We start from the raw sequence: 26,980 nt of genomic DNA on the forward strand, positions 1-26,980 counted from the left end.
ATGCCCCGATGAAAAAGTTTTTCAGCCTGTTCGCGACCTTGCTGGTACTGGCCCTGGCGATCTGGATGGGTCGTACGCTTTGGGTGCAGTACATGGAAACCCCCTGGACCCGCGATGGGCGCGTGCGCGCCGACATCATCAACGTTGCCGCCGATGTCACCGGCGAGGTAGTCAATGTCCCGGTGCGTGACAACCAACTGGTGAAAAAGGGCGACCTGCTGATGCAGATCGACCCCGAGCACTACCAGATCGCCGTCAAGCAGGCGCAATCCCTGGTGGCTTCACGCAAGGCCACCTGGGAGATGCGCAAGGTCAACGCCCACCGCCGCGCCGACCTCGATGCCCTGGTGATCTCCAAGGAGAACCGCGACGACGCCAGCAACATCGCCGACTCGGCCCTGGCGGATTACCAGCACGCATTGGCGCAACTGGAAGCGGCCGAGCTGAACCTCAAGCGCACCCAGGTTGTGGCGGCGGTGGATGGCTACGTCACCAACCTCAACGTGCACCGTGGCGACTACGCGCGTATTGGCGAGGCGAAGATGGCGGTGGTGGATATGAACTCGTTCTGGGTGTACGGCTTCTTCGAAGAAACCAAGCTGCCCCACGTCAAAGTCGGGGATAAAGCCGACATGCAGTTGATGAGCGGCGAAACCCTCAAGGGCCACGTGGAAAGCATCTCGCGCGGGATCTATGACCGGGACAATCCGGAGAGCCGCGAGCTGATCGCCGATGTGAACCCGACCTTCAACTGGGTGCGCCTGGCCCAGCGGGTGCCGGTGCGGATTCACATCGATGAAGTGCCGGAGGGTGTGCTGTTGGCGGCGGGGATCACCTGCACCGTGATCGTCAACCAAACACAGAACTGAATGTGGGAGCGGGCTTGCTCGCGAAAGCGGTGGATCAGGCACTCTATTCAGTGGCTGACACTCCGTATTCGCGAGCAAGCCCGCTCCCACATTTTGACTGTGTCAGGCCTGTAGAAAAGTCTCATGCAAGTGGCGCCACAGCAGGGCGCCGCTGGCCTGCTTTTCAAACACCACGGTCGATCGCCGATCGGTTTGGGCGCCGCTGTCATCCACCTGCTGCTCGCGATAACTCACCGTCGCGCCACGGGCATGTCGATCAATCCCGGCAAACTCGCTGAGGCTGATCTTGAACCCGGGGCGCTTGCCGCCGGCCTGGCTGAACAGCTGGTTGAGCAGCGCAAAATCCAGTTGTTTGCCAGCCGGAGTGATCATGGAAAAGTCCGGCGAGAAACGGCCGAGCAAAATCTGCAGCGTTCCCTCCGGTGCTGTCCCGGCAAACCATTGCTCGATCTCGACATGGGCCTGGATCACTTCATCAAAAAAATCGCGGTAATCAATCATCGTGTGGGCTCGTTGGCAGGGTGAAGCAGTGTCCGTACCTTGGACGCATCCAGGCACAGTACGGCAAATAATGGAAACAGGGTCAACGCTGCGGCAATCGCGAAGGTCGCGGTGAAGGAGCCCAGCGCAGCCAGCACCGCACTGAGCACTGCGGCGCCGAGGCAAAAACTCAGTTGCCGATTGATGTTCCATAAGGCGCTGGCATGCCCCATGCGCTCGGCCGGAATGTCGAGAAAGGCCAGGGTTTGCGCAGTGCTGCTGCACAGGCTGCCGCCCAGGCCCATCAGGAGGTAGGCGAGCACGATGACTGTCGGGTGTGGCTCGATCAGCAACAGGATGCCGATGGATTGCAGCAGCATGCCCGCCAACAGCAACGGCCGAGGCCCGCAGCGATTGAACAGTTTTTTGCTCAAGACAATCGCCAACCCTGAGGCCAGCGCCCACGGCAGCATAAACGCGCCGATGTGGCTGGCAGTAAACCCGAGGCCGTGCAGATAAAGAATCGCCACCAGGCTGGTGCCGATAAACACGCCCGGAATGAACAGGTAGACCAGCATCGCGACCCGCAGCATCGGGCGCCGAACCTGACGCACTATTTTGCCGAGTTCCAGCGCCGGGCGCGACGACGCGAGCGTGTCCGCCTCCAGCCAGCACAAGGTCAACGCCAGGGTGATCAGCGCCAGGGGCAGGTTGGCGAAAAAGATCCAGCGCCACGACACACTGTCCACCACCAAGCCACCCAACGCCGGCGACAGCGCCGGTATCAGCAGCGCCACCAGCATGACTTTGGCCGTCAGTTGGCTGCGTTCTGCCGGCGCAAAATGCCGATAGGCCAAGGCTTGGCCCACCGGGATCAACAAACCACCGCCCAGGCCTTGCAGCAGCCGCCAGCCGATCAGCGCTTCAATCGATGCGGCCTGGCCCACCAACACCGAGGCCACGCCGAATAGCAACAGGCTGAGGGCAATCAACCGACGTTCGCCCAACAGCGCCGCAAGCCACACGCTCAGGGGAATCACCACGGTCAGGCCGAGCATATAGGCGTTGCCGATCCACGCCAGTTGCGTGACCGAAGCGTGCAACTCCCGGGCTATATCCGGGTAGGCGATGGTGGCGACAAACATGTTCACCAGGTCGAGGGCGAAGCCCAGTAGAAAGATCCAGGTGACTTTCGAGCGGTAGGTCATTGCGCGCTTCCTGCAGTGGATGGCGGCAGGGTAGGCGGGTGCGGGCACTTGGGAAACAGCGGTTTGACTGTTAGTTTGTCAAAAATATTTTGACAAAGGAGTGCGCGCTTAATGGTCAGCCTGGATCGATTCGACACCTTCAAAGCCGTGGTCGAGGCCGGTTCGTTGACCGCGGCCGCTGATTTTCTCGGGCAGACGCGAGCAGTGGTGAGCTTCAACCTCAAGCGCCTGGAGGCCGAACTGGGTGTCACCCTGCTGACCCGCAGTACTCGGCAACTGGCACTGACCGATGCGGGTGAGCGCTTTTACCTGCGCTGCACGCGGATGCTGGAGGAGGCGCGCCTGGCGGTTGAGGAAGCCCGTTCGGAACACAGCCAGCTCAAAGGCACGTTGCGCATCACCACCACCGTCGAATACGGATTAGCTGTGGTGGTGCCGGCGCTGGAAACTTTTCGCGGCCTGCACCCGGAATTGAACATCCAGTTATCCACATCCTCCAGCCACGCTGACCTGATCTCGGAACGGTTTGATGTGGCTATTCGATTGGGGCGGATGCTCGACTCCAATCATCGGGCGGTGCAGCTGTCGAGCTACGAGATTTTTGCCGTGGCCGCGCCGGCGTTTGCCGGGGTCGCCACGCTGGATGAGCTGGAGCAATTGCCCAAGCTGGGTCACGGGCGGCTGACGGAGTTGGCGGTGGTTGATCCGGCTGGCGTCGAGCACCTGTATCGCCCGGGGCCCGGCAAGGCTTCATTGGTTGCGGACAGCGCCGCCATTCTCCAGGCCTTTGCCGTGCGCGGGCATGGCGTGGCGATCCTGCCCCAGTGGCTGGTGCAGGAAGATCTGGATGCCGGGCGTTTGGTGCGTCTGCTGCCGGGTCATCGATTTGCGCCACAGGGGGTGTATGCGCTGTACCCGGATACTCGGCATTTGCCGCTGAAAGTGCGGGCCTTCATTGATTTCATGAAAGGCTGATCAGTCGAGAAACCGTGTGGCGGGGGGCTCTTACAGCTGGCCGCTCAGGCCAAATCGTTTTTTCAAGACAGTCTCCAGCAAACCCTTGGGCAACAGCGCCGCCATCCACGGCAGCGCCCTGCAACCATTGCCTGAACGCAACAGACGCGGCGGTGTTGTCTGTTGCACGGCCTTCAATACATCCGCGGCAAAAACGCGAGCGGGCGTAGGCCGATCCTGGGAGGCCTTGGCCCGGGCGCGGATGTTTTCGCGCAGTGGCCACCAGGGCGACTTTTCATTGATCAACAGCTCGGCCTGGGTGCCGGCGTTTTTTGCAAAACTTGTATCGATGGCCCCCGGCTGCACTTCCATCACCCGCACGCCGAAGGGCGCGAGCTCCATGCGCAACGCATCACTCAAAGCATGCACCGCCGCTTTCGAGGCGCAGTACGCACCGGCAAACGGTGTAACCAACACGCCGGACACGCTGCCGATATTCACCACCAACCCTTTACGGCGACGCAGGGCAGGGAACAGCGCCTGGGTCACCCCAACCACGGAAAATACGTTGGTCTCGAATTGCTGCTGCATCGCCTGGGTGCCGCCGTCGAGCAACGGGCCCATGGCGCCGTAGCCAGCGTTGTTGATCAGTACGTCCAGCTCGCCGATCTGCCCCGCCAGTTGCGCCAGCGCGGCGCTGTCGTTGACGTCGAGTTGCACCGCGTTAAAGCCGGCGCTGCCGAGTGCCGCCACATCCTCGCTGCGCCGGGCGCTGGCCCACACTTCAAAACCGGCTTGCTTGAAGGCGTCCGCCAGGGCACGGCCGATACCACTGGAACAGCCGGTGATGAGCACATTGGGCATGGATCAGTCCTTTGTCGTTATTAGTCAGAGAAGCTGCCTTGCAAATGCTCGGCACGAAATTCCAGGGTTTGCGGGCGGTAGCCGGGGCGCAGCGGCGGCACTGGCAGGCAGTCTTCCCAAGTAGCGCCAGCCTGCAACTCACCGGGGCCGCGATAGCGCGGGGCAGCGTACACGTTGTCCGCCAGGTTGACCGTATCGCCCGGCGCATAAGCGGCGATGCGCCAACGCAGTTCGGTCAGCGGTACGTTGTTGCCGTTGTTCAAGGTGAGCTTGAGCGGGCGGTCCGCCGGGCATTCTTTCGGGGCGTAGACGGTACGCAGTTCCAGACGCGCCAATTGCTGGGCCTCGCGGTTGTCCAGCCACACCACCCATACCGCCACCAGGCCCAGGCCGACGGCGGCCGCGAGGGAAACCGGCAACGCCTTGGCGGGGTAGCGCAGCAGGAGGACCAGCCAAGTAATGATCAGCAGAACACCGATGAACACGATAAAGCCCTCGCTTGCCATGAGCTTTCATCGTAGCTGAGCCCGGAGGCTAAGCCTATTCACTTGCCGAAATGCACTGCTATTTTCCCATCGGAACCCGCTGAGCCTCTTACACCACTGACTGATTTATCACTGGAGTGATATCTCTTTTACAAGGGTAACAATGGACTGGCCCCCTTAATCACAGGGTCCATTTAATGATTGTTAAACCTCATACCCACTATCAGCCTGATCTTCCCCCTTCCTCAGACTCAACCCGCCCTCAACCTTCAGAAAGGCCAGCGCCTCCACTCGGGGATCAGGCACCACTTTCTGGCCACGCCGTCACCGGTACCCCCGTTCTACCGGTCGTTCGGGGTATTCGTCCGGCCGTTGTCGCCGAGTATGTTTTTGGCAGACCCGCTTCTGCCCAACAAGGGTTTCTCACTCAGCACGATGCACTCAACATTAAAATCAACCGGTTGATCAGCCAGCAGCCCACCTACGAACAGTTTGTGCAGGAATATCAGGAGTACGTTGCCACGACGCCTGGCGCCGTGGGGGAAGTCGGGGATCTGTTTGCCAACGCTGTCACTCGGTTCTGGACGTCTGCCCGCCCCACCGAAACAGACCCGAGCCCGCCTCAAGACCAACTGATCAACCTGCACCGGCAAATGCTCTCCACCCAGGCGGCGCTACGGGTGGAGGACGGCACCCTGAGCCTGGCGAGCAAAGCCCTGATCGACAAGGCGTTCCGCTATCCGACCCTGGCGGCCCGGGAAAACGCCTTCCCCAACGGTGCGCGGCCCGGTGTGTATCCGATCACGGTGGATGACAATACGCCGAACGGCGCGTGCTTGGCCGGGGCCTTCATGATCACCACCACCGATGGCTCCGGGCAAACGCAACCGCACTGGCCCAACGGCAACAAAAACTTGCCTGCCAGCCAGGACGATGGACCTGTGGTGCTCTACACCCCAGGTGAGGGCTTTGAAGAATTCGCGACCCCTGCACAATTGCAGGCGGCACTGATGCAACGAATTGACAAAGGAGGCGTTCCCGCAGAACTGCTGTCGCAGAGCTTGCCCTTGTCGGCGGAAAACCTGCGCAAACCGTTACGCGGGGAGGACCTGACGCTGAGTTTCGTCCCGACTTCAGGGGACGTGATTGCTGAAGCGATTCCTCGGCTTCTGGAGCGACAAAAAGCCGAACTGAATGCCCTGACGCACTCAGACACCAGCGACATGAACGGCCCACAAATCTCCCAGGCCCTGAACAACGCCGCCAATTGGTCTTCTCAACTGGACGGCAGCAATGCAATGCTCGCCCGGGGAGAAAGGCTTGAAGAAAAACAACAGCCACCGTGGCTGAAAAACCTGTCGCGCATGAGCGAGGGGCAATACAAAGACCTGGATGCACGCGAGCAGCAATCCCTCCAGACGCTGGTGCCGTTGCTGGAAGAGACCCCTTCACTGCAGGACTTTGCCAGTCAGCAATTAAAGGCTGCACTCAGGAAAAAATACCCAACGGTGAATTTCGACCCGGACAAGATCGTGGTGACCACCACCACGCAATCCAGAATTCATACCGGTCGGTCAGGTGCTTACGTCCCGCGCGATGTCGGCAGGCAGCACAGCTCATTGATTGACCTGGCCCTGAGAAACCCTACGGCATGGCCCGCAGCAGAAAGCCACCAGGATACTGAGGTGAAGTTCGCCGCGAAGCTGACCGATACTTCAGGCAAACCGGTAATCGGGGCAGATGGAAAACCCCTGGTGTTGGGAACCGAGGACCTCAAGGCGCTGGTGAATGAGCTCGATGTGGGCGGCAACTACATCGCGCTACTCAAGGAACGGATGGCACCGGACGCCCAGACGGGAAAGCCGGGAAAACTGCGCGCGGCGTGGAAAGCCAACCTGTCGGATGTCATGCAGAAACAGGCGTTTCTGGGGCAGTTGAACCCGCAGGCTTATCCACAAGGCTCCTCGGGACCTGAATGGGTCCGGGCCGTGCTCGATTTTCCGGACGCCTCCACGCGGCCCCAAGTGGGTGGAAAGACCGTTGTCGCCAACACCGTCAGCCACTACGGTCAGGCGCTTCAGGGTGTGATCGCTATCGGCAACGGGCAGGACGGGCCGCTTGTGCTGTATAGCCCTGATGCGCCTGACGGGATCTCCTTTCGGGAAGTCGCCAATCAGGCGGCCCTCAGTGCGCTTTTCAAAGAACCGGGATGGCGAACCTACGCAATTAGCAAAACGTCGCCGCTCGATCCGGACGGTGTAGGGGCAATCATCGAGGGGAGCATGGTTGAAAACGTAGAGCGGCTGGGACGGATAAATGAGTTGGGCAGCAACGCCTACCTCACACCTATCCAGGGCAATTTCCAGGACACGCTGTACAAACAACTGACGGAAATATTGATCGATAAGGCGGACGTCGGATCTGTCAGCTCAGATGAAGTAGCCAAAGAATCGAGATACAACAAGAGCCTGTTCGGCATCGAGGTCGCCACGATGTTCATGGACTTGCTGCCCATTGTCGGAAAGGGCGTTTCGACCGCGGCCCGGCTGACCAAGGCGGGGCTGCGTGTCATCCGGGCACCGGGACAATCCATCGTCAACCTGCTCAACAAACCCAACCGCCTTGCCATGATCTACGCCCGGTATGGCGACGGCAGCGGCATGGCGGCAGGTAGCAAGGCCAGCCCAATTATGCGCCCGGTCCTGCAGCCACCGCCGATCAGTAGAGTCGTCGCGCCGTTGTTGAATCCAATGGCGGTACGCCAGGCATCGGCGGAGGAGGCCTCAGCCCGCGCATTGCCAGACATCAGTGCCCATTCCGTGGCTGACAGCCTGCTCAGTGGCCGCACGATGAGGGGCGACGGCACCTATCAAGTCGGCGAGCAGTTCTATGTGCGTTACACCGATGGTACCGGCGTCAGTAAACCCTATGAAATCAGCCCGGTGTACAAGGTCGAGGGGGGACCTGTGCGGGTCATTGACGCGCAAACCAAAAAAACCGTGGCATTCCTGCAGCCGGCGGGCGAGGGCGAATGGCGATTGAATCGTATGCCGGGCGGGATCAAGTCAGGAACCCCAGGCTCAAAGAAGGCTAGCCAGCCCCAGGCACAAAAGGCGCTTGGTCGGCCAGGCAGCTCTGCCCCACTCGCTGCAACGAACAAGCCATTGGTCAATCATCCGGATTGGCGGTCGATAGTGGATTCGGGCCTGCACAACGGGCAACCCGTTTATATCCACTACACCAGCAAGGAAGGCGCCGAAGCGATCGCTCGGGGGCACAGCATTAATGATCTGATGCGTGGGGAAACGCGGGCGGGTTCAAAGGGCGGTGTGTACGTTAATCCCCCCGGCCAGCAACTTAATGGCGAAAACGTGGAAAACCTGTTGTTTCTAGGTAACGAACGTTATGTGGGCAGGGGCGATTATATGGTGGTATTCAGCAGCGACCAGGTTCCGCAGGACCTAGGTTCCATCATGTCGGGTAGCCAGTTCGTTGAGTTGAAGATGAACAAGGAAATCAAGCTGACTGAATCGAACTTTCTGTATTTGGGGCCGAATCAGTTTCCCGACTATTTCAGTTGAGCGCGTTTGAAAGCGCTGGGGCAATGATCTAAAAAAGCCCCCGACCCACCGGCTGCGGATAGGGGACGCAGTCGGTGTGACGGGGGCTTCTTGTGCCGCTTTGTTTACTGCGCGATGGTTTTCACCGACACGCCACGCTCGATTGGCGTAGACCGACCGTAGATATCTTCAAAACGCTCGATATCGTCTTCACCCAGGTAGCTGCCGGACTGCACCTCAATGATCTCCAATGGGATCTTGCCCGGGTTGCGCAAGCGGTGCACCGAGGCAATCGGGATGTAGGTGGACTGGTTTTCGGTGAGCAGGAACACGTTCTCGTCACAGGTGACTTCGGCGGTGCCGCTGACCACGATCCAGTGTTCGGCGCGGTGGTGGTGCATCTGCAACGACAGGCAGGCGCCCGGCTTGACCGAGATGTGCTTGACCTGGAAGCGGCCGCCCATGTCCACCGAGTCGTACGAACCCCACGGACGGTACACCTCGCAGTGGTTCTGGGTTTCGCTGCGGCCCTGCTCATTGAGGGTGTTGACCATCTGCTTGACGCCCTGGACCTTGTCCTTGTGGGCAATCATCATCGCGTCCTTGGTTTCCACCACCACAATGTTTTCCAGGCCGATCACCGACACCAGCTTGCCGTTGCCGTGGATCATGCAGTTCTTGCTGTCCTGGATCACCACATCGCCCTTGCTGACGTTGCCGTTGGCGTCTTTTTCATTCACGTCCCACAGCGATGCCCAGCAACCCACGTCGCTCCAGCCGGCGGTCAATGGCACCACGCAGGCCAACTGGGTTTTTTCCATCACGGCGTAGTCGATGGAATTGTCCGGGCAGCAGGCGAAGGTGGATTCGTCGATGTCGATAGTGTCGGCGGTGTGGTTGCTGCGCTCCAGGGTCAGCACGCAGGTGTCGTAGATGTCCGGGTCGTGCTTTTTCAGCTCTTCGAGGAAGCGGCTGGCGCGGAACAGGAACATGCCGCTGTTCCAGAAATAACCACCGCTTTTGACGAATTCGGTGGCGCGTTTTTCATCAGGTTTTTCAACGAACTGTTGCACGCGGCTGACGCCTTCGGGCAGCAGCGAATCGTTGGTCGACTTGATGTAGCCGTAGCCGGTTTCCGGACGGGTGGCCGGCACGCCGAACAGCACCATTTCGCCACGCTCGGCTGCCACAGTGGCCAGGGCCAGGGCGCGTTGCAGGGCTTTCTGGTCGTTCAGCACGTGGTCGGCCGGCAGCACCAGCATCAACTCGTCACGGCCTTCGTTGACCAGCATCATCGCCGTCAGGGCCACAGCCGGCGCGGTGTTGCGGCCGAACGGTTCCATCAAAATGCGCTGGGTTTCCAGTTTGCGGGCAGCCAGTTGCTCGTTGACGATAAAGCGATGGTCCTTGTTGCAGACCACGATGGGTGCGTCCATGCCGTCGAACACCAGGCGCTCCAGGGTTTGCTGGAACAGGGTGTGCTCGCCGGTCAGGGCCAGGAACTGCTTGGGAAACTGTTTACGCGAAAGCGGCCAAAGACGTGAGCCGCTACCACCGGAAAGGATTACTGGGATCATGGTGTTTCTCCTTGAATCAAATTTGGTTAGAGCCTGTGGGAGCCGGGCTTGCCCGCGATGGCATCACCTCGGTGTACCTGATACACCGAGTTGTCCGCATCGCAGGCAAGCCAGCTCCCACAGGGGGCAGCGTCAATCTGAAAATCTAATCAGCGGGTCGACACAGGGCGCTTGACCCACACTGGCGACAGGTTGGCGCCGGTGCCGGTGACGTACAGCACTGCGGCTTCACCACGTTCCAGGGCGACCGGCTTCACGTCGCCGACTTTCTTGTCGCCCTCATACAGCGCCAGGCTGACCTTCACCGGGTTGATCTCGCGCTCGCCACGGCCCTTGGCGGCCACGGCCTGGACCACGTCGGTCTTGCCGTCGGCGGTTTTCAGGGTCAGCGACTTGTCACTGAGGTTCTGCACGCGCACCAGGGATTTCTGCTTGTTCTTGAACGGCGGTTCTTCGATCAGTTGTGGCTGGCCGCTGCCGCTGCTGACCAGGGTGTAGTAGTGGTCGGCGGCGAGCTTGACCGGCAGGGTCTGGCTGCCGACCTTGGCGCTGTAGTCACCGCCCGGCATGAAGCTGAAGTCACTGCTGGCCAACGGGGCAACCTCGTTGAGGTTGGTGCTGCCGACGGTGGCGCTGACCTCCTGGTTGCTGGCGTTGTACACCCGCACAAAGCTCGAGCCTTTTGGCGCGACGGGGCCGTAGAGGGCGGCGTCGCCACCGGCGAAGGCGGACATCGAAATCACGCTCATGCCTGCAACGAGGGCAAAGGTTTTTGCGAGACGACGCGGAGTAGTAGTGAAAGTCATGTGAGTTACCTCTCTTTCAGTTTTGCGCCCGGTTGGGCGTCTCGGAGTTCATGTTTTTAACGGTGGGGGTGTTGATAGCCATGTTCTGTTGGCGCATACCGGCTTGTTTGAGCTGCGCAACCCACTGCGGGTCGGCATCGCCGATTTCGTTGTTCACAGGCAGATAACGTTCGGGAAACTCCCAGATCAGCACCTGTGGCGGGCTGTTCTTGAAGTCATCGCTTTTCAGGTAGCTGAGCATCGGCAGGATCGGACCGTGGCCGTCTTCGGAGTAGTTGATGACGTCGCTGCCCAGGGCTTGCTTCAGCGCGCCGACAAAGTTCCAGTTCGGGTTGGCGCTGTAGCTGGTGCCCACCAGGGCCACCGGGGTTTCGCTGTCGGCGAACAGGGCGTCGTCGCCTTTGGTTTCAGCCAGGTGAGTCACGCGTTTTTGCAGCGGCTCCTTGGGTGGCATCAGGTTTTCGAACAGCGGGTCCAGGGGCAGGAACAGGCGCAGGTCGCCCTTGTGTGGCTCGGTCTTCTCGGCTTCGGTGACAAAGCGTTGAGGCTCGCCGCTCAGGGGCGTTTTGTTGGCAATTGTCTTGGCCAATTCTTTGGCCGCCACTTCAGCGCCGTCCGGGGTCCAATGGGTGTCGGTGCGCAGGAACACTTGCTGGCCGTGCAGCTTGGCTTGTTGCAGCGGGCCCATCAGGTCGGGGGCGATGATCTTGTCGGCGGCCATGCGGGCATGGAAGTCCTGGTACAGACCGGCGTGGATACTCGCCGGCTGCACTTCACCCAGGTGTTCCGGGTACAGGCGCACCTTGGCCGGCACGATCGCCATTACCAGTTGGATGCCTTGGGCCTTGAGCTTCTGGCGCACGCCTTCCACCAGGGCGTAGTTGCCTTGCAGGTTCTGGTCTTCGTTGACGATGGGGTTGAATTCCTCGTCGCTGTAGAGCCAGTGATCGCGGCCGATCACCACGCCAGGGCGGCCTTCATTGAACAGCTTGTAGTCCAGGGCGGCCCAGAGGTTGGTGCCCAGGCGCTTGATCGGGAACTGGTCGTCGTAATGGGTCTCGACGGCCTTGGTCCAGCGACCGTTGAGCACGGTGGCGTCGGCGTTGGTGCTGAAGCCGAAGAAACTGCGCATCGACCAGGCGCCCAACGCCAGCAGCACGGCGAGGAACAAGGCGATGTAGAGGACGCGTAATGAACGGGTCATGGTCGGCTCCCTCAGAACTGGAAGTAAAGGAACGGCGAGAAGCTCTGCGCCGAAAGTTTGAGAATCGACGCCACGAACAGCAGCAGCACGGCGGCGCGCATGGCGTAGCGTGGCCAGGTGGCGCTCCAGTAGGCCGGTTGCACGGTGGCCTCGGTGCCCACGGTGTAGCCGGGCTCGTGGATGCTGCCTGGGTTATCGCCCGGCACGGCCTTGATCAAGCCGGGTTGGGCAGTGGCCGGGCCATCGGCTTGGGTGTTGACCACAGGCTTGGTTTTTTCCGGTGGGCGGTTGGTGTAGAAGTCCCGCAGGCCGAAAAACGCCAGGGTTGCGTATGCCACCACCAGGGTTGCCACTTGCAGGCCGGTGAGGCTGGCGCGGTTGAGTTCCGAGAGTGACCATTCGCCGAAGCTGAACATCGCGCCGTACATGCGGCCGGCGACGTGCAGGTTTTCCGAGCGGAAGATCACCCAGCCCATCACCACCAGCAGGAAGGTGAAGGCCCAGCGCACGACGTTGAAACTGCGCGGTGCGGTGTTGAGGCCGATGGCTTTTTCAATCGCCAGCCACATGCCGTGCCAGGCACCCCACACGATGTAGGTGATGTTCGCACCGTGCCATAGGCCACCGAGCAGCATGGTCAGGAACAGGTTGCGGTAGGTGGTCAGCGTGCCTTTACGGTTGCCGCCCAGGGTGATGTAGAGGTAGTCACGCAGCCAGGTGGACAGGCTGATGTGCCAGCGCCGCCAGAACTCGGTGATCGACTGGCTGATGTACGGCTGCTTGAAGTTTTCCATGAAGCGGAAACCCATCATCAAGCCCAGGCCGATGGCCATGTCGCTGTAGCCGGAGAAGTCGAAGTACAGCTGCGCGGTGTACGCCAGCGCGCCGAGCCAGGCGTCACCCGTCGTAGGGTTTTGCAGGGCGAAGCAATGGTCGGCGACCACCGCCAGGGTGTCGGCGATGAACACCTTCTTGATGAAACCCTGCATGAACCGCGTGCAGCCCTCGGAGAATTTATCGAGGGTGTGGGTGCGGTTGTTGAACTGGTCGGCCAGGTCGCGAAAGCGCAACACGGGGCCGGCAATCAGGTGCGGGAAGATCGCCACGAACGCCGCAAAGTCGATCAGGTTGCGAGTGGCCGGGGTATCGCCGCGGTACACGTCGATGATGTAGCTGATGGACTCGAAGATGTAGAACGAGATACCGATCGGCAACAGCACGTGGGTCAGGATGAAGGGTTCCAGGCCGGCCGACTTCATCATCAGGTTGATGCTGTCGACGCCGAAGTTGGCGTACTTGAAGTAGCCGAGGATGCACAGGTCGACCGCCACGCCCAGCAGCAGCCAGCGCTGGGCCGGCTTGGTGCGCACGCCTGCCGCACCGACCTTGAGGCCGATCCAGTAGTTCCACAGCGTCACGGCGGCGAACAGCGCCAGGAAGTCCACTCGCCACCAGGCGTAGAACACATAACTGGCAACCAGCAGCAGCAGATTGCGATAGCGTTGCCCGCTCAAATAGTACAAGCCGAGGAAGATCGGCAAGAACAGAAACAGGAACACATTGGACGAGAAAACCATCCCGATCTCTCCATGTTTAACCAACAGTCAAGGGCCAACGGCCCCCCCAAACCCCCCACCGAAAACGGAGAGGGGCGGTATTACATTCCCACTGACGAAACCGGCTCAAAATGTGGGAGCGGGCTTGCTCGCGAATGCGGTGTGTCATTCAACACAGAGGGCGACTGATACACCGCCTTCGCGAGCAAGCCCGCTCCCACATTTGAAGTGCGTTTCGTCAGCTGCCTTTGTTGCCTTTCTCATGCGCCGGGTCGTAGACCTTGGTCAGGTCACCTCCGAGGCGGAATGTCTTGAACGGCTGCATCCCGTGCTTGCGCTCGATCACATCCGGCGCGCAGGTGTAGAGGGTGCAGAAGGGCTCAAGCCAGGCAAATTTCATGTCTTCCTTGAGGTCCTTCATGTCTTGTTCCTTGCCGTTCTTCTTCTCGAAGATCTCCGGGTCTTTCACCCCGGCCAGCACGTTGTCGCCCAGGCGTTTCAAGGCGCCGTTGTTTTCCTGGCGCAGGTCCACACCGTTGACCAGGGCAAAACTGGCAATCATCGCCAGCGGCGGCAGGGCGTAGTTGTGGTACGACAAAGCCCGTTGCTGACGCTTCAATTCGTTGGGCAGGAAGCCTTGGGCATCCACCTGATTGGCGCCGACCTTGTATTCCTTCACGGCCCAGTCAAACAGGTCGCGACGGTTGGTGGCGATGGAGGTCGCCATCACCGACCAGGCAGCCCAGTAGGAGTGGTTGTTGGTTTTATCCAGCGGCAGGTTGTCCCAGTCGCTCACCACCTGATCGGCCATTTTGCTGAACCAGGCTTCGATCAACTGCGACTCCTGCTGGTGGTTGGCCAGCGGGTGGGAGTCGGAGAACTTCAGGCGCACATAGGCCGACGCCATGCTGCCCAGTGCCCATTTGCGCATGGACTTGCCGGTGTGGTTGAAGTCCTTGGACATCAATGCATCGGCCTTGGCCCAGCTGGTTAGCCAGTTGAGTGTGCATTCCAGCTGCTCCGGACGACCGTCACGCATGAATTGCATCACGCGTTTACTGGTGTCTTTTTCCAGCTTGGTGATGTCGGCGGTGCTGTCGCGAAAGGCTTTTTCGGACTGCACATTCAGGGTCGAGCGAGCCTTGTCCGAACCTTCGTACTTGCTGCGAAATTGCAGCGAGCCGGTGTACGGCGCCGGCATGGCGTCGCAGTCATTCTTGAAGTCGCCGGTCTTGAACGCCTCGATCGGCGCAAAATAGCCTTGCGGCGGACGCAATGGCGCGGCGGCATTGACGGCCCCGGCGAAGATCGCCAGCCCCAACAACGATGGAATCAATAACTTCTGCATAGGTAACCTCATTGCCCGGCCGAAGCGGTCTGTTGACCACTGGCGGGGAATACGTTGCGTGTGCAAATTTTCGCTTCGACTTTCTGCGCGGCCTGGCCCGCTTCAGGGCCCTGCACTTCCACTGCCAGCAGGTTTTGCGTGGCCCAGTCTTCATCGGTGCGCAGTTCAAAGGCGAAACGCCCGTCTGTATCGGATGTTTCGGGTTTTTCGATCTTGATGTCCTCGTGGCGCCCGTTCATGTACCAGAGGGTGGCTTGCAGGGTTTTCACCGACGGGTCGGCGAAGCGGATGTCGACCTGATGGCTGGCATTGCGCAGGTCTTTGTTCGAACTGTTAACCAGCAATTCGTTCTTGCCGGGTTTCAGCGTGGTGCTGGCGCTCATCTGTGCGGTCTTGCCTTCGCAGCCGTTGTCCAGCAACGCCATCATCTGGCGGTAGATGGTCTCCTGGTCCAGGCGATACAGCGGCGAGAATTCCCAGATCAGAATCTTCGGCGGGGTCTTCTGGAATTCTTCGCTGCCGAGGTACTGGATCATCGAGCCTTCCAGGCCACCACCGGGGAAGGCGACGTTGAGGATGTCGGCACCGATTTCCTGTTCCAGGAAGCCGGCGAAGTTGTAGTTCTTGCCGCTGTGGCTGGTACCCACGAGGGTGATCTGCGGGTTGCCGGAATCACCGAACAGGTCGCCGTCCGCCGCTTCGCCCTTGGGCTCGGTGGTGAACTGGTCCATGTACTGGATCGCGTAGCTGGTACCGCACAGTTGCCCGGCCATGTTGTGCAGGGTGCCGGTCTTGCCCATGCGCCCGGAACGTTTGGTCTCGAATTCACGTTGCGGGATGCCGGCAAACTCAGGCATCGCGCGCACTTTGGCGCCGACGATTTTGGCGGTGCGCTGGGCGCCGTATGGCGTCCAGTGTTGGTCACCGCGGAAGTAGAAATCGTGGGCCGGCAACTCGTCCGGCAGCTGCTCATTGGTCAACGGCGACAGGTCCGGCACGACGTAGCCCATCTTGGCGAAACGGCCGAGCATGGTCTTGTAGTTGCCCAGGGCCTTGTCGAAATCGAACTTGGCTTTCTCTTCAGGGTTGAGCTTGTTGCGGTTCACCAGGCCACGGGTTGGCTGGTAGACCACCACCAGTTCCACGCCCTTGCTCTTGAACGCATCGTGCAGCTGCTGCATGCGTTTGTAGCCGGCGGGGCTGGTGTCGAATTCGGTGCGCAGGTCTTCCTGAGTACGGAACAACCAATCGCCCTGGGCTTGCACCAGGGTGGTGAAGTTCTGCTGGTAGCGCGTGGTGTAGTTCTTCGCGTCGTGGGCGGCCGGGCACAGGCTGCAGCACGGTTCGGCGGTGAAGGTTGGCGCCTTGATTTCGTCGGCGCGCACGCCCTGGCTGGCCGCGAGCAGGCCGAGGGTCAAACCCGAAAGGCTGAGCAGTTTGATCATGTGTGGGTGCATAAAGGTCATCCTCAGTCCTGCATTTCGGTCTGGCGTTCGACAGGGTCGATCAGCACGGCTTTCTTCTGGCGTACCAGCAAGTCGAGAATCTCTTCCTGGCGATCGCCGAGAACGCCCGAGAAGCTGATGCCACTGGATTTGGTCGGCGCAAGCATCGACACGCGGTACAGCTCGACGCTCAACGGCGAGTCGATGGACAGCGGCCCGCTGCCGTTGGCGGCCAGTTCACCGCCGACCACAATCAGCGAGACCTTGGTGTCGAACGGGTCGAGGGCGATGTCGCGGTCGGTATCGGTCAGATCCTTGATGTGGCCGTACACGCCGGTCAGCCCGTTGGCCATGGCCACGTTCTCGTACAGGCGAATGTTCACGCTGTTACGGATGCGGATGCCGTGGCGACGGTTGCTGATCACCTTGTTGCCCCACAGCAGGTTGTCGCCGCTCTCATAGAGGGTGATGCCGTCGGTGTGGTTGCGGTAGATCTCGTTGTCGGCGATCAGGTTGTTGACGCTGTTACGGTCGATCACCAGGCCCGAGAGCTTGTTGTCGAAGCTGCGGTTGTTGAAGATGAAGCTGTCGTTCACTTCCCGGGAAATGATGATCCCGTGCTTCTTCTTCGTGCCGTAGACGGTGTTGTCGGTGATGATCAAACCGTGTGAACGGTCGTGGGGGTCAATGCCGTACACGATGTTGTCTTTGTAGGTATTGCCCTTGAGCACAAAGCCGGTGGTTTCGTAGCAGTAGAAGCCGTACCACATGTCCGAGAACTCGGAGTCGACGATCCAGCCCGTCGGCTCAGGGCGCTTGAGCACCTTGGCCATGTTCGGCGTGTACTGGGAAATACTTACGCCATACGACTTACTGTTGGCGTAGCCGAAGCTGGCCATCTTGCTGTTGGCGATGTAGGTCTCAGTGCCGCCCCAGGCCAGCAGGAACGGACGGAATTCCTTGGGCGACTGGAAGGTCGCCGGGCCGTTGGTCTTTTCCTTCCAACCGGTGATTTTGGTGTCACGCACAAACAGTTGGCCATCGTTGATCAGGAACGAACCGGCTTCCTGGGAGAGGCGCAGCTCCTGGGTCTGCTTGTCGATTTCGAGGATACCCTTACGGCCTACCACGATCGGCAACTTGGCCAGGAACACCCCCGGCGAGGTTTCGCTGAAGTACTGCTTGGGCACTTTGTTCAGCAGGTCCTTGAGGTTCATGTAGCCGTCGTCGACGAAGATCGCCTGGGGAATGCCGTGCTGGCGCACCACCCATTCGGCCATCTTGTTGTCACCGCCGATGAAGTCCTTCAGGGCGTCTTCCTGCATCATCCGGCGGATGCTGATTTTGCCGGGTTTGCTGCGCACGATTTTCTTCGCGATATTCGCCGCGGTGTAGCCGGACACGTCCGGCAGCGCAGGCTTGGCCAACTCCAGCGGCTCGGTCGGCGGGCTGGAGATGGTGTAGGTCTTGGCCTGTTGCAGCTCTTTGGCGATGGTCGGCGCCTTGACCTGCTGCGCGACATCGGCGAAGGCCGAAGTGCTGGCCAGCAGCATGGCTGCGACCAGCAGGCTGACCGAGCCTTTGAGGGCTTGAGGGTTCATTGCGCAGGCTCCCATCAGAACTTCCAGATCACGTCGACAAAGGCGCGATGCATGTACGAGTCGACTTGGCTGCCGTAGGCGTCGCCCGGTTTGAACACACCTGCACGGAAGCGCACCAAGGCCGACGGTTCGTCGATCGACTGGCTGAGCCCGGCCGGCAGCAGGCCTTTCTTGAAGTACTTGGTGACCACCAGGTCCATCTCCTGGCCCAGGTCTTTCTTGCCGTCTTCAAGCGGCAGGGACGTGCTGGACAGGATCGCGCCGGTCACGTCATCGGTGTTGTTCTGCACGGCATCGATGCCGTTGCTGCCCACCGGCTTGTTGCCGTCGACGCGCCAGAACTTGTGGTACACCAGGCTGGCGTCATAGTCCTCACGCAACTGCCACGAACCGAACAGGCTCATGGACTGCATGTTGTTCATCTCGCCACGAAACGCTTCGCCGAAACGGTGGACGCGGGACTGGGTACCGGTCCAGTTCGAACGGTTGCTTTGCAGGCCGTTCTGCTCGTATTCGGCACTGGCGCGGGAGTAGGCGGCGCCTACTTGCCACTGCGGGTCGAGGCGCAGGCGCACACCCAAATCGGTGGCCCAGCCATTCACGTCATCGCTGCGCTTGGCATTGGCCGGGCGGGTGCCGTCGGCGTTCAAGGCGTTGACCGTGTCGCGGTCGCCCTGCATGCCGGTGACGCTCGCCCAATAGTTGACGGTGTTGGTGTTGCGCCAGTTGTAGGCGTCGCTGTTGGCTTCGATGCCGAGCCAGGTCAGGTCGCCGTTCTCGCGCTTGTCCAGTGAGTCGGTGGCCACGCCCGGTTCCGGGTAGTCCAGCTTGCCGTCGTCATGGGTGTGGTGAGCGCGCAGCCCGATCCACTGGCCTGGCGTCCATTGATAGGCGGCGTCGGCGTACAGGTGCTGACGGTCCTTGTCCTTGGGCGACAGTTCCTTGAGGTCGGTGCGGTATTCGCTGAAACGCTCGGCGACGCCGACATTGGCCTTGAGCAAGGTGGTGTCGAAGGTCCAGTTCAGCGCTTCGATATTGGTGTCGCGCCATTGGCCGTCGTCATTGCGCAGGCGTTGGCGACCGAGCTTGAGGATCTCGCCGGGGTAGGGCGTGAAGCCGCCGTAGGCGACCCAGAACTCGCGCATCGCCAGGTAGTTCTTCTTGCTCTTGCGGTCGTCATTGCTGGTCTGTTGGGTGGCGTCATCCGAGGACTGTTGCAGGGTGTCGGTCTCGATGATGTCGCTGGAGGTCACGGCCTGGCCCATGGCGTAGGCGCTCCAGTTGCCGCTTTCACCGTAGATCCATGGGCGCAGGTCAAGGCCGATGCCGTTGACGTCGCCGCCTTTCTGAGTGCCCAGGTCGCGGTCATCTTCGGACTGGCCGGTGACTTTGACTTCCAGGCCGAAGTTCTTGGCTTCAGTCAGCGCCGCCAGGGTCGGGCACGACCACAGCAGGGCGAAGGTCAGGCCGATGCCGGCCTTGACGAATGGGTTGAGCTTCATAGGGATTCCTCGCCGTCTTCTTCTTGCAGGGCGTGCAATTGCAGCGTGCTTTGGGCCAGGGTGCCGCGCACGGCCAGCTCCTGTTGCACCAGGCGTTGGCCTTCGGCGCGTTGTTCCGGGGGCAGCGCAGCTTCGAGCTGGGTCGCCAGGTCGTTGGCTTCCGGCGTGTCCTGGGCCTTGGCCAACTGGCTGAAGACATAGGCGTTAAGCGGGTCGGGCTTGGTGCCCTTGCCTTGGGAAAACAGTTGGGCGATCGCGAAGTCGGCGCTGTTCTGGCCGTTGCGCGCAGCCGTCAGCAAGTGGTCCAGGGCCTTTTGCGAATAGACCTTGCCCAGGTAGCCACGGCGGTAGATCTGGCCGAGGTAGTAGTCGGCAGCCACTTCGCGGCCGACGGCTTTCTGGAAGTGCTCTTCGGCGGCCTTGGCATCTGCCGGGACCCACTTGCCTTCGTAGTAGAGCTTGCCCAGCAGCAGTTCGGCGCGGGGCTGGTCGGCGGCGCGGCCGTTGTCGAGGTACTTCATCATTTGGTCGACGTCGCCCAGCTCCGGGAAGTCGTAGAGCAGTTGCGCCAGGCTGACCCAGGAGGCCGGGTAGCCCGGGGCGATTTTTTCCAGCAGCGCCTGGGCGGTTTTTTCGTCGGTCTTGCCCAGGCTTGCATCACCCAGTACGCGAGCGACGCTGTCGACCCGCTGGGCGGTGACGGTGCCACGGCTGTAGCCGGCTTCCATTTGCTTGAGCAGTTCGGCCTGTTTTTCCGGCTCGGCTTTTTTCTGGTAGACCGTGGCCAACTCGACGTAGCAGATATCGGTGGTGTTCAGCGCGGCCTTGCAGATGCTTTCCACTTCATCCAGATGTTGGTCGTAGGTGTCCTGGGTGCGATACAGCAGCACCTGGGCCAGGCCGGCTTCCGGGTAGCCCGAGGCGCGCCATTTGCTGATCTGCTGCTGGGCGTTGATGTTCGGGAAACTGTGCGGGTATTGCAGGTACAACATCGCCAGCGGGATCAGGGTGTTGCCTTCGCCGTTGGCAAAGGCTTTTTTCAACAGGCCTTCGGCTTCATGGTGCTCGGCTTCAGTAGCGCCCGGCTTGGCCACCAGCAGGCGACCCAGGCGTGCCTGGGCACGGGGCGAGGTATCGGCGGCCGCGCGATAGGTCGCTTCGGCCTGCTTGATTTGCTCGGGGTCGCGGGTGCCGACCTGGATATCCGCCAGGCCCACCTGGGCCTCGCTGTAGCCCAGGTCTGCCAGTTGCTGGTAGTTCTGCTGCGCGGTGACCGTGTCGCCACGCTTGAGGGCTTCATTGGCCAGGCGTTGGTCGGGCAGGCCGGCGCAGCCGGCGAGGCTCACGGCCAAGGCCAGGGCACAATACGCCAAGGCAGAGTGGGACCTGCTTTGGGTGGGAGCTGGCTTGCCTGCGATGCCGATGTTGGATTCACCACCGTCATCGCGGGCAAGCCCGGCTCCCACATTGGCCAGCGCTGTTTTTAGAATAGGGTTCACAGGCATGTCCTCGCTTACAGACCGTGAGCCATGGCTTTGTCGATCAGCCAGTTCAGGGATGGGCCGCGGTCGCTGGTGACTTCAACCGGGCGGCCGGCGTAGGTGCTGTCCAGCGGGGCATCGGGTTTGATCTGCACGCGGATGTCGGAAGACATTTCGGTGCTGTTGAGGCTGGTGCTGCTGACGATGGTGCCGGTACGCACCTGCTCTTCATCCGCCACCTGGAAGTTCACGCGGGTACCCGGGCGAACGTCGGCGAACTGACGATAGGAGAAGCGTGCATCAACGTTGGCCTGGCTGCCACGCGGCACCAGTTGGAAGATCACATCGCCCTTGCTGGCGTACTGACCGTCGGCGACCAGTTGCTGGGCCACGACGCAGTCGCACGGGGAGGTGAGGGTGCCGGTCATTTGTTTGCCGAACAGCTCTTCCACCTTGGCCGGTTGCAGTTGGTCTTCGTCCAGATGGCCCTTGAGCACATCGAGCATGCTGGTGCTGAAGGTTGCCAATGGCGCGCCTTTGGCGGCGACCGCATCGCCTTTGATCAGGCTCTGCACGGTGCCGTCGCGAGGCATGGTCACGTTCATGCCCGGGACGCTCACCAGGCCGGAAGTGGCGTGGCTGACGAAGTACATGCCGTATACCGATTTGACGACAAACCCGAAGGCAACCAACCCCACCACAAAGATCCCGAGGCTGAAGGTCACCGCACGCAGGCGGCCCGCCGCAGTCATGTTGCTGCCGCCGTCCTTGACCTTGCGCGCCTTGGTGAAGTTGTCCCGTTGCAGGGTCGCCAGCACGTCGCCCATGGTCACGATGTCGCCGGCCAGGTGCGAGGTGATCAGGTGGCGCAGGGTGGAGATGTCCTGTGCGTCGAGGTTCTGGAACTGGCAACCGGTGCGGCCGGTCTGGCGGTCGTAGGAGCGAATCTGCAGCTCGACGTCCATCGCCAGGCCCAGGTTATCGATCACGAACTGCAAGCGCCCCTTGTGCACATCGCCGACTTTCAGTGGCTGCTGCGGGGCGTTGAATGCCAGGCCGCCGGCGGACAGGTCGATGACCCGCACTTCCATCGGTGTTTGGTCGGCGCCGAAGAAGCGCAGCTTGGCCGGGATTTTGACCCGGGCGTGTTGGCGCTGGGCTTCGGATTCGTGGACAACGTTGGCGTTTACTTGGCTATTCATGGTGTTTAGTTCCTAGTTAATTCAGGCTTGGCAGGGTCAAACCATCATCAGCAACACGGCGACGAAAATGCTGCCGGCGGAGAAGGTCATGGTCCGAGACGACCAGGTGTTGAACCAACGTTGAAAGCTGGCCAAATCGCGGGTCAGTTTGGTGTCCTGGCGGGTCCAGGACTGTTGATCAAGGCGGAAGAACACGTAGATCTTCACCAGCGCGCCCATGATCTGGTTGTAATAGAGAATCACCGGGTAAGCCGGGCCGATCTTGTGGCCGGAGCACGACAGCAGCAGGGTCAGAATCAGGCGGGTGATGCCGATCCACAGCAGATAGGCGAGGATGAACGCGCCGCCGTATTTGAAGGTGGCGATGATTGCCACGGTCAACCCCAGCAGGGAGGTCCACATCGACACGCGCTGGTCGAACAGCACAATGCTGGTGAACAGGCCGAGGCGACGCATCCCCAGGCCCAAGGCACGTGAGTTCTGGCGCAGGTTGTTGCCGTACCAGCGGAACATCAGTTTGCGGCTGGCCTTGATAAAGCTCTTTTCCGGCGGGTGTTCCACGGTGTGGATCGCGGCATCCGGCACGTAGAAGGTGTCGTAGCCCAGGCGCATCAGGCTGAACCAGCTGGACTTGTCGTCACCGGTCAAAAACTTGAAGCGGCCCAGGCGCCAGTGTTGCAGCGAGTCGCTTTCCACGTCGGCGATAAAGCCGGGGTCGGTGACCACGTTGGCGCGGAACACCGACATGCGACCGGTCATGGTCAGCACGCGTTTGGACAGGGCCATGGAGCACATGTTGATGTGGCGCTGGGCGAAGCGCAGCTTGTGCCACTCGCTCATGATGTAGCCGCCGCGCACTTCGCAGAACTCGTTGGTGGTCAGGCCGCCGACATTGCCGAACAGCTGGAACCACGGCACGGTCTTGCGCACGACGCCCTCGGCGAGCACGGTATCGCCATCGATCACGGCCACTACGGCGCGGTCGTCCGGCAGGTGGCGGGAGATGGCGCGAAAACCGAAGGCCAGGCCGTCACGCTTGCCGGTACCGGCGATACGCACGAAGTCCAGCTTGACGTGGTCGGGCGGGTTCATTCTGGCCCACAGGCTCTTGACCAGCAGCTCATCAGACATTTCCACCAGGGAGCAGACCACGGTGGTGGGGAAGCCACATTCGATGGCCTCGCGGATCACCGAGCTGTAGACCTGGGCAGTGGTCAGCGCGTCGATCCTGAAGCTGGTGACCATCAGGAATACGTGGGACGGGTCTGCCGCTTTGCCCAGCTTGCGCACTTTGCGCCGCAGGTGCGGGTAGACCACGTACAGGAACAGCATGCCGCGAAAGAAATGCGTAGCACCCATCGAGTAGCGCCAGATACCGACGGCACCAATCAGGAAAATAAAATTCTTCGACTCGGAGTCGAACGTACTCGCCGGCAACAGCAGGGCGAGACCCATCAGCAGGCTCAGGAAAAACAGCCAGCCGGCGGATTGGAGAAGTACGTGTTTTAACTTGGACATAGGCGTCATCCGCAAGTGAAGGAGGCTTCAAGCGACAAGCGCCGGGGATCAGGACGCTTGTCGCTTGAAACTTGCCGTTGCTGTTACCAGCAAATGCCTTCGGTACGACCGCTCACGCTGGTGGCCTTGGACATGAAGCCCACCAGGTCGACCACTTGCTTACCGTGGGGTGCGTTATGCGCCAGGGCGCGGAACTTCTCATCGCGGTTGCCCAGGATGATCACGTCGGAGTTGTTGATCACTTCGTCGAAGTCCGAGTTGAGCAAGGACGACACGTGAGGGATCTTGCCTTCGATGTAGTCCTTGTTGGCGCCGTGCACGCGAGCGTATTCGACGTTGCTGTCGTAGATGCTCAGGTCGAAACCCTTGCCGATCAGCATCTCTGCCAGCTCCACCAGCGGACTTTCGCGCAGGTCATCGGTGCCGGCCTTGAAGCTCAGGCCCAGCAGGGCGACTTTGCGTTTGTCGTGGCTGGAAACGATGTCGAAAGCGTTCTGCACCTGGGACTCGTTGCTGCGCATCAGCGAGTTGAGCAGCGGCGCATCCACGTCGAGGGAGCCGGCGCGGTACGTCAGGGCGCGCACGTCCTTGGGCAGGCAGGAACCGCCGAAGGCAAAGCCCGGGCGCATGTAGTACTGGGACAGGTTGAGGGTCTTGTCCTGGCAGACCACTTCCATCACTTCGCGACCGTCGACACCTACCGCCTTGGCGATGTTGCCGATCTCGTTGGCGAAGGTCACTTTGGTCGCATGCCAGACGTTGCAGGTGTACTTGATCATCTCGGCGACGGCGATGTCCTTGCGGATGATCGGGGCGTCGAGTTCTTCGTAGAGCGACTGCAGGACATCGCCGGAAGCGGTGTCGAATTCGCCGATGACAGTCATCGGCGGCAGATCGTAGTCGGCGATGGCGGTGCTTTCACGCAGGAACTCAGGGTTGACCGCGACGCCGAAGTCGACGCCGGCTTTCTTGCCCGAGCAGTCTTCGAGAATCGGGATCACCACATTGGCCACGGTGCCTGGCAGCACGGTGCTGCGGACCACGATGGTGTGGCGGGTGGTTTTGTCACGCAGGACAAAACCGATCTCGCGGCACACCGATTCGATGTAGTTGAGTTCCAGGTCGCCGTTTTTCTTGCTCGGCGTGCCGACGCAAATCATCGACAGGTCGGTATCGCGGATTGCCTCGGCGAAATCGGTGGTGCCGCGCAGTCGGCCGGTTTGAATGCCTTGGCTCAACAGTTCGCCCAGACCCGGTTCAACGATGGGGGATTTACCCGCGTTGATCAGGTCGATCTTTTCCTTGGAGATGTCTACGCCAACGACCTCATGGCCCCGTGCAGACAGGCAACCGGCACATACCGCGCCGACGTAACCCAAACCAAATATGCTGATGCGCATCGCATTTACCTCATTGTTAATCGTGCCACTAGATGGCCGGAGTTCATGTTTTAAAGCGTCACTCAGGCGCTGGAAAGTGCGACGAATAAACGTCGGTATATCCAGTGCAGGCATACTAAAAGTCGAGTGACTAACTAATGCACTCAAGTTGTGCGCAACTTGGCCTTATTGTTGGGGCTTGCCCTGAAATGCAGCCAGCCTTCCTGGGGAAGGGGCTGGCGCCAGTGCCGCAAGGCGTTGACAGGGACTTTGAGCCCTTATATATCAACGGCTTGGGTTGTCTCACTGACCCATACAGGTGAGCTCAGCCTTGGCCATGTCGGAGAAAGTAGTGAAACTTTTTCGTCCGCCTTCAACTAATCAGTTGATGATTTGACCATTGAGTCAAAGCTGTATGACAACTTTGCTACTTCCGTTGGTCGCCGCGTAAGTCATCTCTTACATCTGCAGAGATAATCGTTACCGGTGGTATGAGCGGTGCTTTAGGACATAGTTCCTGTCCACTCATCCTGTTTTCGGAAATTTCTTGAAATATTAGGAAAGATGGCACTAGTACTATTGTGATAGCACTTGCTATTTGGGCCAGTAGTTGCGGGGAGTTACGAGGGTTAAATAGTTTTGTGCCACTACTCTTTGAAAAGAGTCGTGCCACTACGAAAAAAATTGACGAATGTCGAGTGAAATAAATGTTAGGGAATCTGAAGAATTATTTTTGACGCCAAATAAATGACGAATCCGAGGTTGGAATGCGAACAAAATGTGGGAGCGGGCTTGCTCGCGAAAGCGGCGTGTCAGGCAACAAAGGCATCGACTGAACCACCGCTTTCGCGAGCAAGCCCGCTCCCACATTTGAGTCTTCGTTGTCAGGTTATTCCGGTGCGTGATCCCGCAGGAACACCAGGTTATCCGGCTTCGACTGCTCCGCATTGAAGCGATAACCCTGCACGTCAAACTCCTTGAGCCTGGCCGGGTCGTTGATGCGTTCTTCAATCACAAAGCGGCTCATCATGCCCCGGGCCTTTTTGGCGTAGAAGCTGATGATCTTGTACTGGCCGTTTTTCAGGTCCTTGAACTCGGTGTTGATGATCCGCGCGTTCAGTGCCGGGCGTTTGACTGCCGAAAAATACTCGTTGGAGGCCAGGTTGAGCAGCACGTCATCGCCTTGTTCGGCCAGGGCTTCGTTGAGCCACTCGCTGATGCGGGTGCCCCAGAAAGCGTACAGGTCCTTGCCACGGGCGTTGGGCAGCTTGGTGCCCATTTCGAGGCGGTACGGCATCATCAGGTCCAGGGGGCGCAGCAAGCCGTACAGGCCGGAGAGCATGCGCAGGTGATCCTGGGCGTAGGTGAAGTCGGCGTCCTTGAAGGTTTCGGCGTTGAGGCCGGTGTAGACGTCGCCCTTGAAGGCCAGCAGGGCTTGCTTGGCGTTGGCGGGGGTGAAGGCTGGGGTCCAGCTGCCGAAGCGTGCGGCGTTGAGGCCGCCGATTTTGTCGGAGACGTGCATCAACTCGCTGATTTGCGCCGGGCTCAGTTCGCGCAGTTGTTCGATCAGCTCCTGGGAGTGGTCGAGGTATTGCGGTTGGGTGAAGCGCGGGGTGACCGGCTTTGATTCGAAATCGAGGGTTTTGGCGGGGGAAATCACCGTCAGCATGAAGTCGTCTCCTTTAATCGTGGGGGGATTCTAGGGGGTAGGGCGGTTTGACTCCACCTATGAAGGTGATAGATGCCTGGGGGTTTGTGTGTATATCCGTTATTTAGGTAACGGCCACCTATGGTTCCGCTCTTACAGCGGCTTACTTTGGAAAAGCCCCAAAGTAAGCAAAGGGCTCTGCCCCGCCTGTCGGCACCTCGCTTAGGCTCGGTGTTCCCTCACTCCGGCATTGCTCCGCGGGCCGCCGCGACGGGCCATCCATGGCCCGGCGC

At 60.3% G+C, this 26,980-nt stretch carries 20 protein-coding genes; 3 read left to right on the forward strand and 17 right to left on the reverse strand.

Translation table 11 applies throughout. From position 1 onward, the window contains the following. Window positions 1-8: 8 nt before the first annotated feature. The gene (locus tag K0H47_RS08320) at window positions 9-869 is read left to right on the forward strand and encodes an HlyD family secretion protein (RefSeq protein ID WP_017477666.1); all 861 of its coding nucleotides are present in this window, start codon (window positions 9-11) and stop codon (window positions 867-869) included. A gap of 102 nt (window positions 870-971) precedes the next feature. Here K0H47_RS08320 and K0H47_RS08325 read toward each other — a convergent pair whose 3' ends face one another. After that, window positions 972-1,370: a hypothetical protein gene (locus K0H47_RS08325; protein ID WP_063027246.1), complete on the reverse strand. Its 399-nt coding sequence runs from the start codon at window positions 1,368-1,370 to the stop codon at window positions 972-974. Then, entirely contained in the window at window positions 1,367-2,557 is a 1,191-nt protein-coding gene (locus tag K0H47_RS08330; protein ID WP_093205327.1) for an MFS transporter, read from the reverse strand. Before K0H47_RS08330 ends, K0H47_RS08325 begins: the two co-directional genes overlap by 4 nt. Window positions 2,558-2,668: 111 nt before the next feature. Between K0H47_RS08330 and K0H47_RS08335 the strand changes: the two genes are divergently transcribed. Next, window positions 2,669-3,532: a LysR family transcriptional regulator gene (locus K0H47_RS08335; protein ID WP_063027250.1), complete on the forward strand. Its 864-nt coding sequence runs from the start codon at window positions 2,669-2,671 to the stop codon at window positions 3,530-3,532. Window positions 3,533-3,562: 30 nt separating this feature from the next. On the opposite strand, the gene K0H47_RS08340 is transcribed toward K0H47_RS08335, so the two are convergent. Both K0H47_RS08340 and K0H47_RS08345 read right to left on the reverse strand, forming a co-directional pair. After that, window positions 3,563-4,375: an SDR family oxidoreductase gene (locus K0H47_RS08340; protein WP_093205332.1), complete on the reverse strand. Its 813-nt coding sequence runs from the start codon at window positions 4,373-4,375 to the stop codon at window positions 3,563-3,565. Window positions 4,376-4,395: 20 nt separating this feature from the next. After that, window positions 4,396-4,860, reverse strand: coding sequence for a hypothetical protein (locus tag K0H47_RS08345; protein WP_063033898.1), 465 nt, complete (start codon window positions 4,858-4,860; stop codon window positions 4,396-4,398). 197 nt (window positions 4,861-5,057) lie between these two features. Between K0H47_RS08345 and K0H47_RS08350 the strand changes: the two genes are divergently transcribed. Continuing rightward, on the forward strand, window positions 5,058-8,441 hold the full coding sequence (locus K0H47_RS08350) for a dermonecrotic toxin domain-containing protein (protein ID WP_219272354.1): 3,384 nt from the start codon (window positions 5,058-5,060) through the stop codon (window positions 8,439-8,441). 104 nt (window positions 8,442-8,545) lie between these two features. Here K0H47_RS08350 and K0H47_RS08355 read toward each other — a convergent pair whose 3' ends face one another. From K0H47_RS08355 to yaaA, 13 genes are all read right to left on the reverse strand, one after another. Then, complete coding sequence (locus tag K0H47_RS08355) at window positions 8,546-9,997, reverse strand: mannose-1-phosphate guanylyltransferase/mannose-6-phosphate isomerase (RefSeq protein WP_219272355.1); 1,452 nt, start codon at window positions 9,995-9,997, stop codon at window positions 8,546-8,548. 149 nt (window positions 9,998-10,146) lie between these two features. Then, window positions 10,147-10,803, reverse strand: a complete 657-nt coding sequence (locus K0H47_RS08360) for an alginate O-acetyltransferase AlgF (protein ID WP_026077992.1) — start codon at window positions 10,801-10,803, stop codon at window positions 10,147-10,149. A 16-nt stretch (window positions 10,804-10,819) separates the two neighbouring features. Further along, window positions 10,820-12,007, reverse strand: a complete 1,188-nt coding sequence (locus K0H47_RS08365) for an alginate O-acetyltransferase (RefSeq protein ID WP_219272357.1) — start codon at window positions 12,005-12,007, stop codon at window positions 10,820-10,822. A gap of 11 nt (window positions 12,008-12,018) precedes the next feature. Then, window positions 12,019-13,584, reverse strand: coding sequence for an MBOAT family protein (locus K0H47_RS08370; RefSeq protein WP_063027259.1), 1,566 nt, complete (start codon window positions 13,582-13,584; stop codon window positions 12,019-12,021). 217 nt (window positions 13,585-13,801) lie between these two features. Next, the gene (locus K0H47_RS08375) at window positions 13,802-14,911 is read right to left on the reverse strand and encodes a mannuronate-specific alginate lyase (protein ID WP_219272358.1); all 1,110 of its coding nucleotides are present in this window, start codon (window positions 14,909-14,911) and stop codon (window positions 13,802-13,804) included. A gap of 8 nt (window positions 14,912-14,919) precedes the next feature. Then, window positions 14,920-16,368: an alginate O-acetyltransferase gene (locus K0H47_RS08380; RefSeq protein ID WP_219272363.1), complete on the reverse strand. Its 1,449-nt coding sequence runs from the start codon at window positions 16,366-16,368 to the stop codon at window positions 14,920-14,922. An 11-nt stretch (window positions 16,369-16,379) separates the two neighbouring features. Then, window positions 16,380-17,972 carry a mannuronan 5-epimerase AlgG gene (gene algG, locus K0H47_RS08385; RefSeq protein ID WP_063027261.1) on the reverse strand — a complete coding sequence of 531 codons (1,593 nt, stop codon included), beginning with the start codon at window positions 17,970-17,972 and terminating at the stop codon, window positions 16,380-16,382. After that, window positions 17,972-19,459 (reverse strand): alginate export family protein, encoded by a 1,488-nt coding sequence (locus tag K0H47_RS08390; RefSeq protein WP_003216288.1) that lies wholly within the window; start codon window positions 19,457-19,459, stop codon window positions 17,972-17,974. Before K0H47_RS08390 ends, algG begins: the two co-directional genes overlap by 1 nt. Continuing rightward, window positions 19,456-20,877 (reverse strand): alginate biosynthesis TPR repeat lipoprotein AlgK, encoded by a 1,422-nt coding sequence (gene algK, locus K0H47_RS08395; RefSeq protein WP_063033900.1) that lies wholly within the window; start codon window positions 20,875-20,877, stop codon window positions 19,456-19,458. The genes K0H47_RS08390 and algK overlap by 4 nt, the downstream gene beginning before the upstream one ends. A gap of 95 nt (window positions 20,878-20,972) precedes the next feature. Then, complete coding sequence (locus K0H47_RS08400; RefSeq protein WP_063027263.1) at window positions 20,973-22,142, reverse strand: alginate biosynthesis protein Alg44; 1,170 nt, start codon at window positions 22,140-22,142, stop codon at window positions 20,973-20,975. A 36-nt stretch (window positions 22,143-22,178) separates the two neighbouring features. Continuing rightward, window positions 22,179-23,660 (reverse strand): mannuronan synthase, encoded by a 1,482-nt coding sequence (alg8, locus tag K0H47_RS08405; RefSeq protein WP_017477650.1) that lies wholly within the window; start codon window positions 23,658-23,660, stop codon window positions 22,179-22,181. 83 nt (window positions 23,661-23,743) lie between these two features. Then, a complete protein-coding gene (locus tag K0H47_RS08410) occupies window positions 23,744-25,060 on the reverse strand; it encodes a nucleotide sugar dehydrogenase (protein ID WP_063027265.1) in 1,317 nt (438 codons plus the stop codon). 868 nt (window positions 25,061-25,928) lie between these two features. Continuing rightward, complete coding sequence (gene yaaA / locus K0H47_RS08415; protein ID WP_017477648.1) at window positions 25,929-26,708, reverse strand: peroxide stress protein YaaA; 780 nt, start codon at window positions 26,706-26,708, stop codon at window positions 25,929-25,931. Between the last annotated feature and the right edge of the window lie 272 nt (window positions 26,709-26,980).

This window comes from Pseudomonas sp. Xaverov 83 (assembly GCF_019352905.1).
GTDB classification, from domain to species: Bacteria; Pseudomonadota; Gammaproteobacteria; order Pseudomonadales; family Pseudomonadaceae; genus Aquipseudomonas; species Aquipseudomonas yamanorum.

What these genes read in the sequence shown, in the direction of transcription:
- K0H47_RS08320 (WP_017477666.1), top strand. Translation starts at nt 9, where the DNA reads ATGAAAAAGTTTTTCAGCCTGTTCGCGACCTTGCTGGTACTGGCCCTG.
- K0H47_RS08325 (WP_063027246.1), bottom strand. Translation starts at nt 1,370, where the DNA reads ATGATTGATTACCGCGATTTTTTTGATGAAGTGATCCAGGCCCATGTC.
- K0H47_RS08330 (WP_093205327.1), bottom strand. Translation starts at nt 2,557, where the DNA reads ATGACCTACCGCTCGAAAGTCACCTGGATCTTTCTACTGGGCTTCGCC.
- K0H47_RS08335 (WP_063027250.1), top strand. Translation starts at nt 2,669, where the DNA reads ATGGTCAGCCTGGATCGATTCGACACCTTCAAAGCCGTGGTCGAGGCC.
- K0H47_RS08340 (WP_093205332.1), bottom strand. Translation starts at nt 4,375, where the DNA reads ATGCCCAATGTGCTCATCACCGGCTGTTCCAGTGGTATCGGCCGTGCC.
- K0H47_RS08350 (WP_219272354.1), top strand. Translation starts at nt 5,058, where the DNA reads ATGATTGTTAAACCTCATACCCACTATCAGCCTGATCTTCCCCCTTCC.
- K0H47_RS08355 (WP_219272355.1), bottom strand. Translation starts at nt 9,997, where the DNA reads ATGATCCCAGTAATCCTTTCCGGTGGTAGCGGCTCACGTCTTTGGCCG.
- K0H47_RS08360 (WP_026077992.1), bottom strand. Translation starts at nt 10,803, where the DNA reads ATGACTTTCACTACTACTCCGCGTCGTCTCGCAAAAACCTTTGCCCTC.
- K0H47_RS08365 (WP_219272357.1), bottom strand. Translation starts at nt 12,007, where the DNA reads ATGACCCGTTCATTACGCGTCCTCTACATCGCCTTGTTCCTCGCCGTG.
- K0H47_RS08370 (WP_063027259.1), bottom strand. Translation starts at nt 13,584, where the DNA reads ATGGTTTTCTCGTCCAATGTGTTCCTGTTTCTGTTCTTGCCGATCTTC.
- K0H47_RS08375 (WP_219272358.1), bottom strand. Translation starts at nt 14,911, where the DNA reads ATGCAGAAGTTATTGATTCCATCGTTGTTGGGGCTGGCGATCTTCGCC.
- K0H47_RS08380 (WP_219272363.1), bottom strand. Translation starts at nt 16,368, where the DNA reads ATGCACCCACACATGATCAAACTGCTCAGCCTTTCGGGTTTGACCCTC.
- algG (WP_063027261.1), bottom strand. Translation starts at nt 17,972, where the DNA reads ATGGGAGCCTGCGCAATGAACCCTCAAGCCCTCAAAGGCTCGGTCAGC.
- K0H47_RS08390 (WP_003216288.1), bottom strand. Translation starts at nt 19,459, where the DNA reads ATGAAGCTCAACCCATTCGTCAAGGCCGGCATCGGCCTGACCTTCGCC.
- K0H47_RS08400 (WP_063027263.1), bottom strand. Translation starts at nt 22,142, where the DNA reads ATGAATAGCCAAGTAAACGCCAACGTTGTCCACGAATCCGAAGCCCAG.
- alg8 (WP_017477650.1), bottom strand. Translation starts at nt 23,660, where the DNA reads ATGTCCAAGTTAAAACACGTACTTCTCCAATCCGCCGGCTGGCTGTTT.
- K0H47_RS08410 (WP_063027265.1), bottom strand. Translation starts at nt 25,060, where the DNA reads ATGCGCATCAGCATATTTGGTTTGGGTTACGTCGGCGCGGTATGTGCC.
- yaaA (WP_017477648.1), bottom strand. Translation starts at nt 26,708, where the DNA reads ATGCTGACGGTGATTTCCCCCGCCAAAACCCTCGATTTCGAATCAAAG.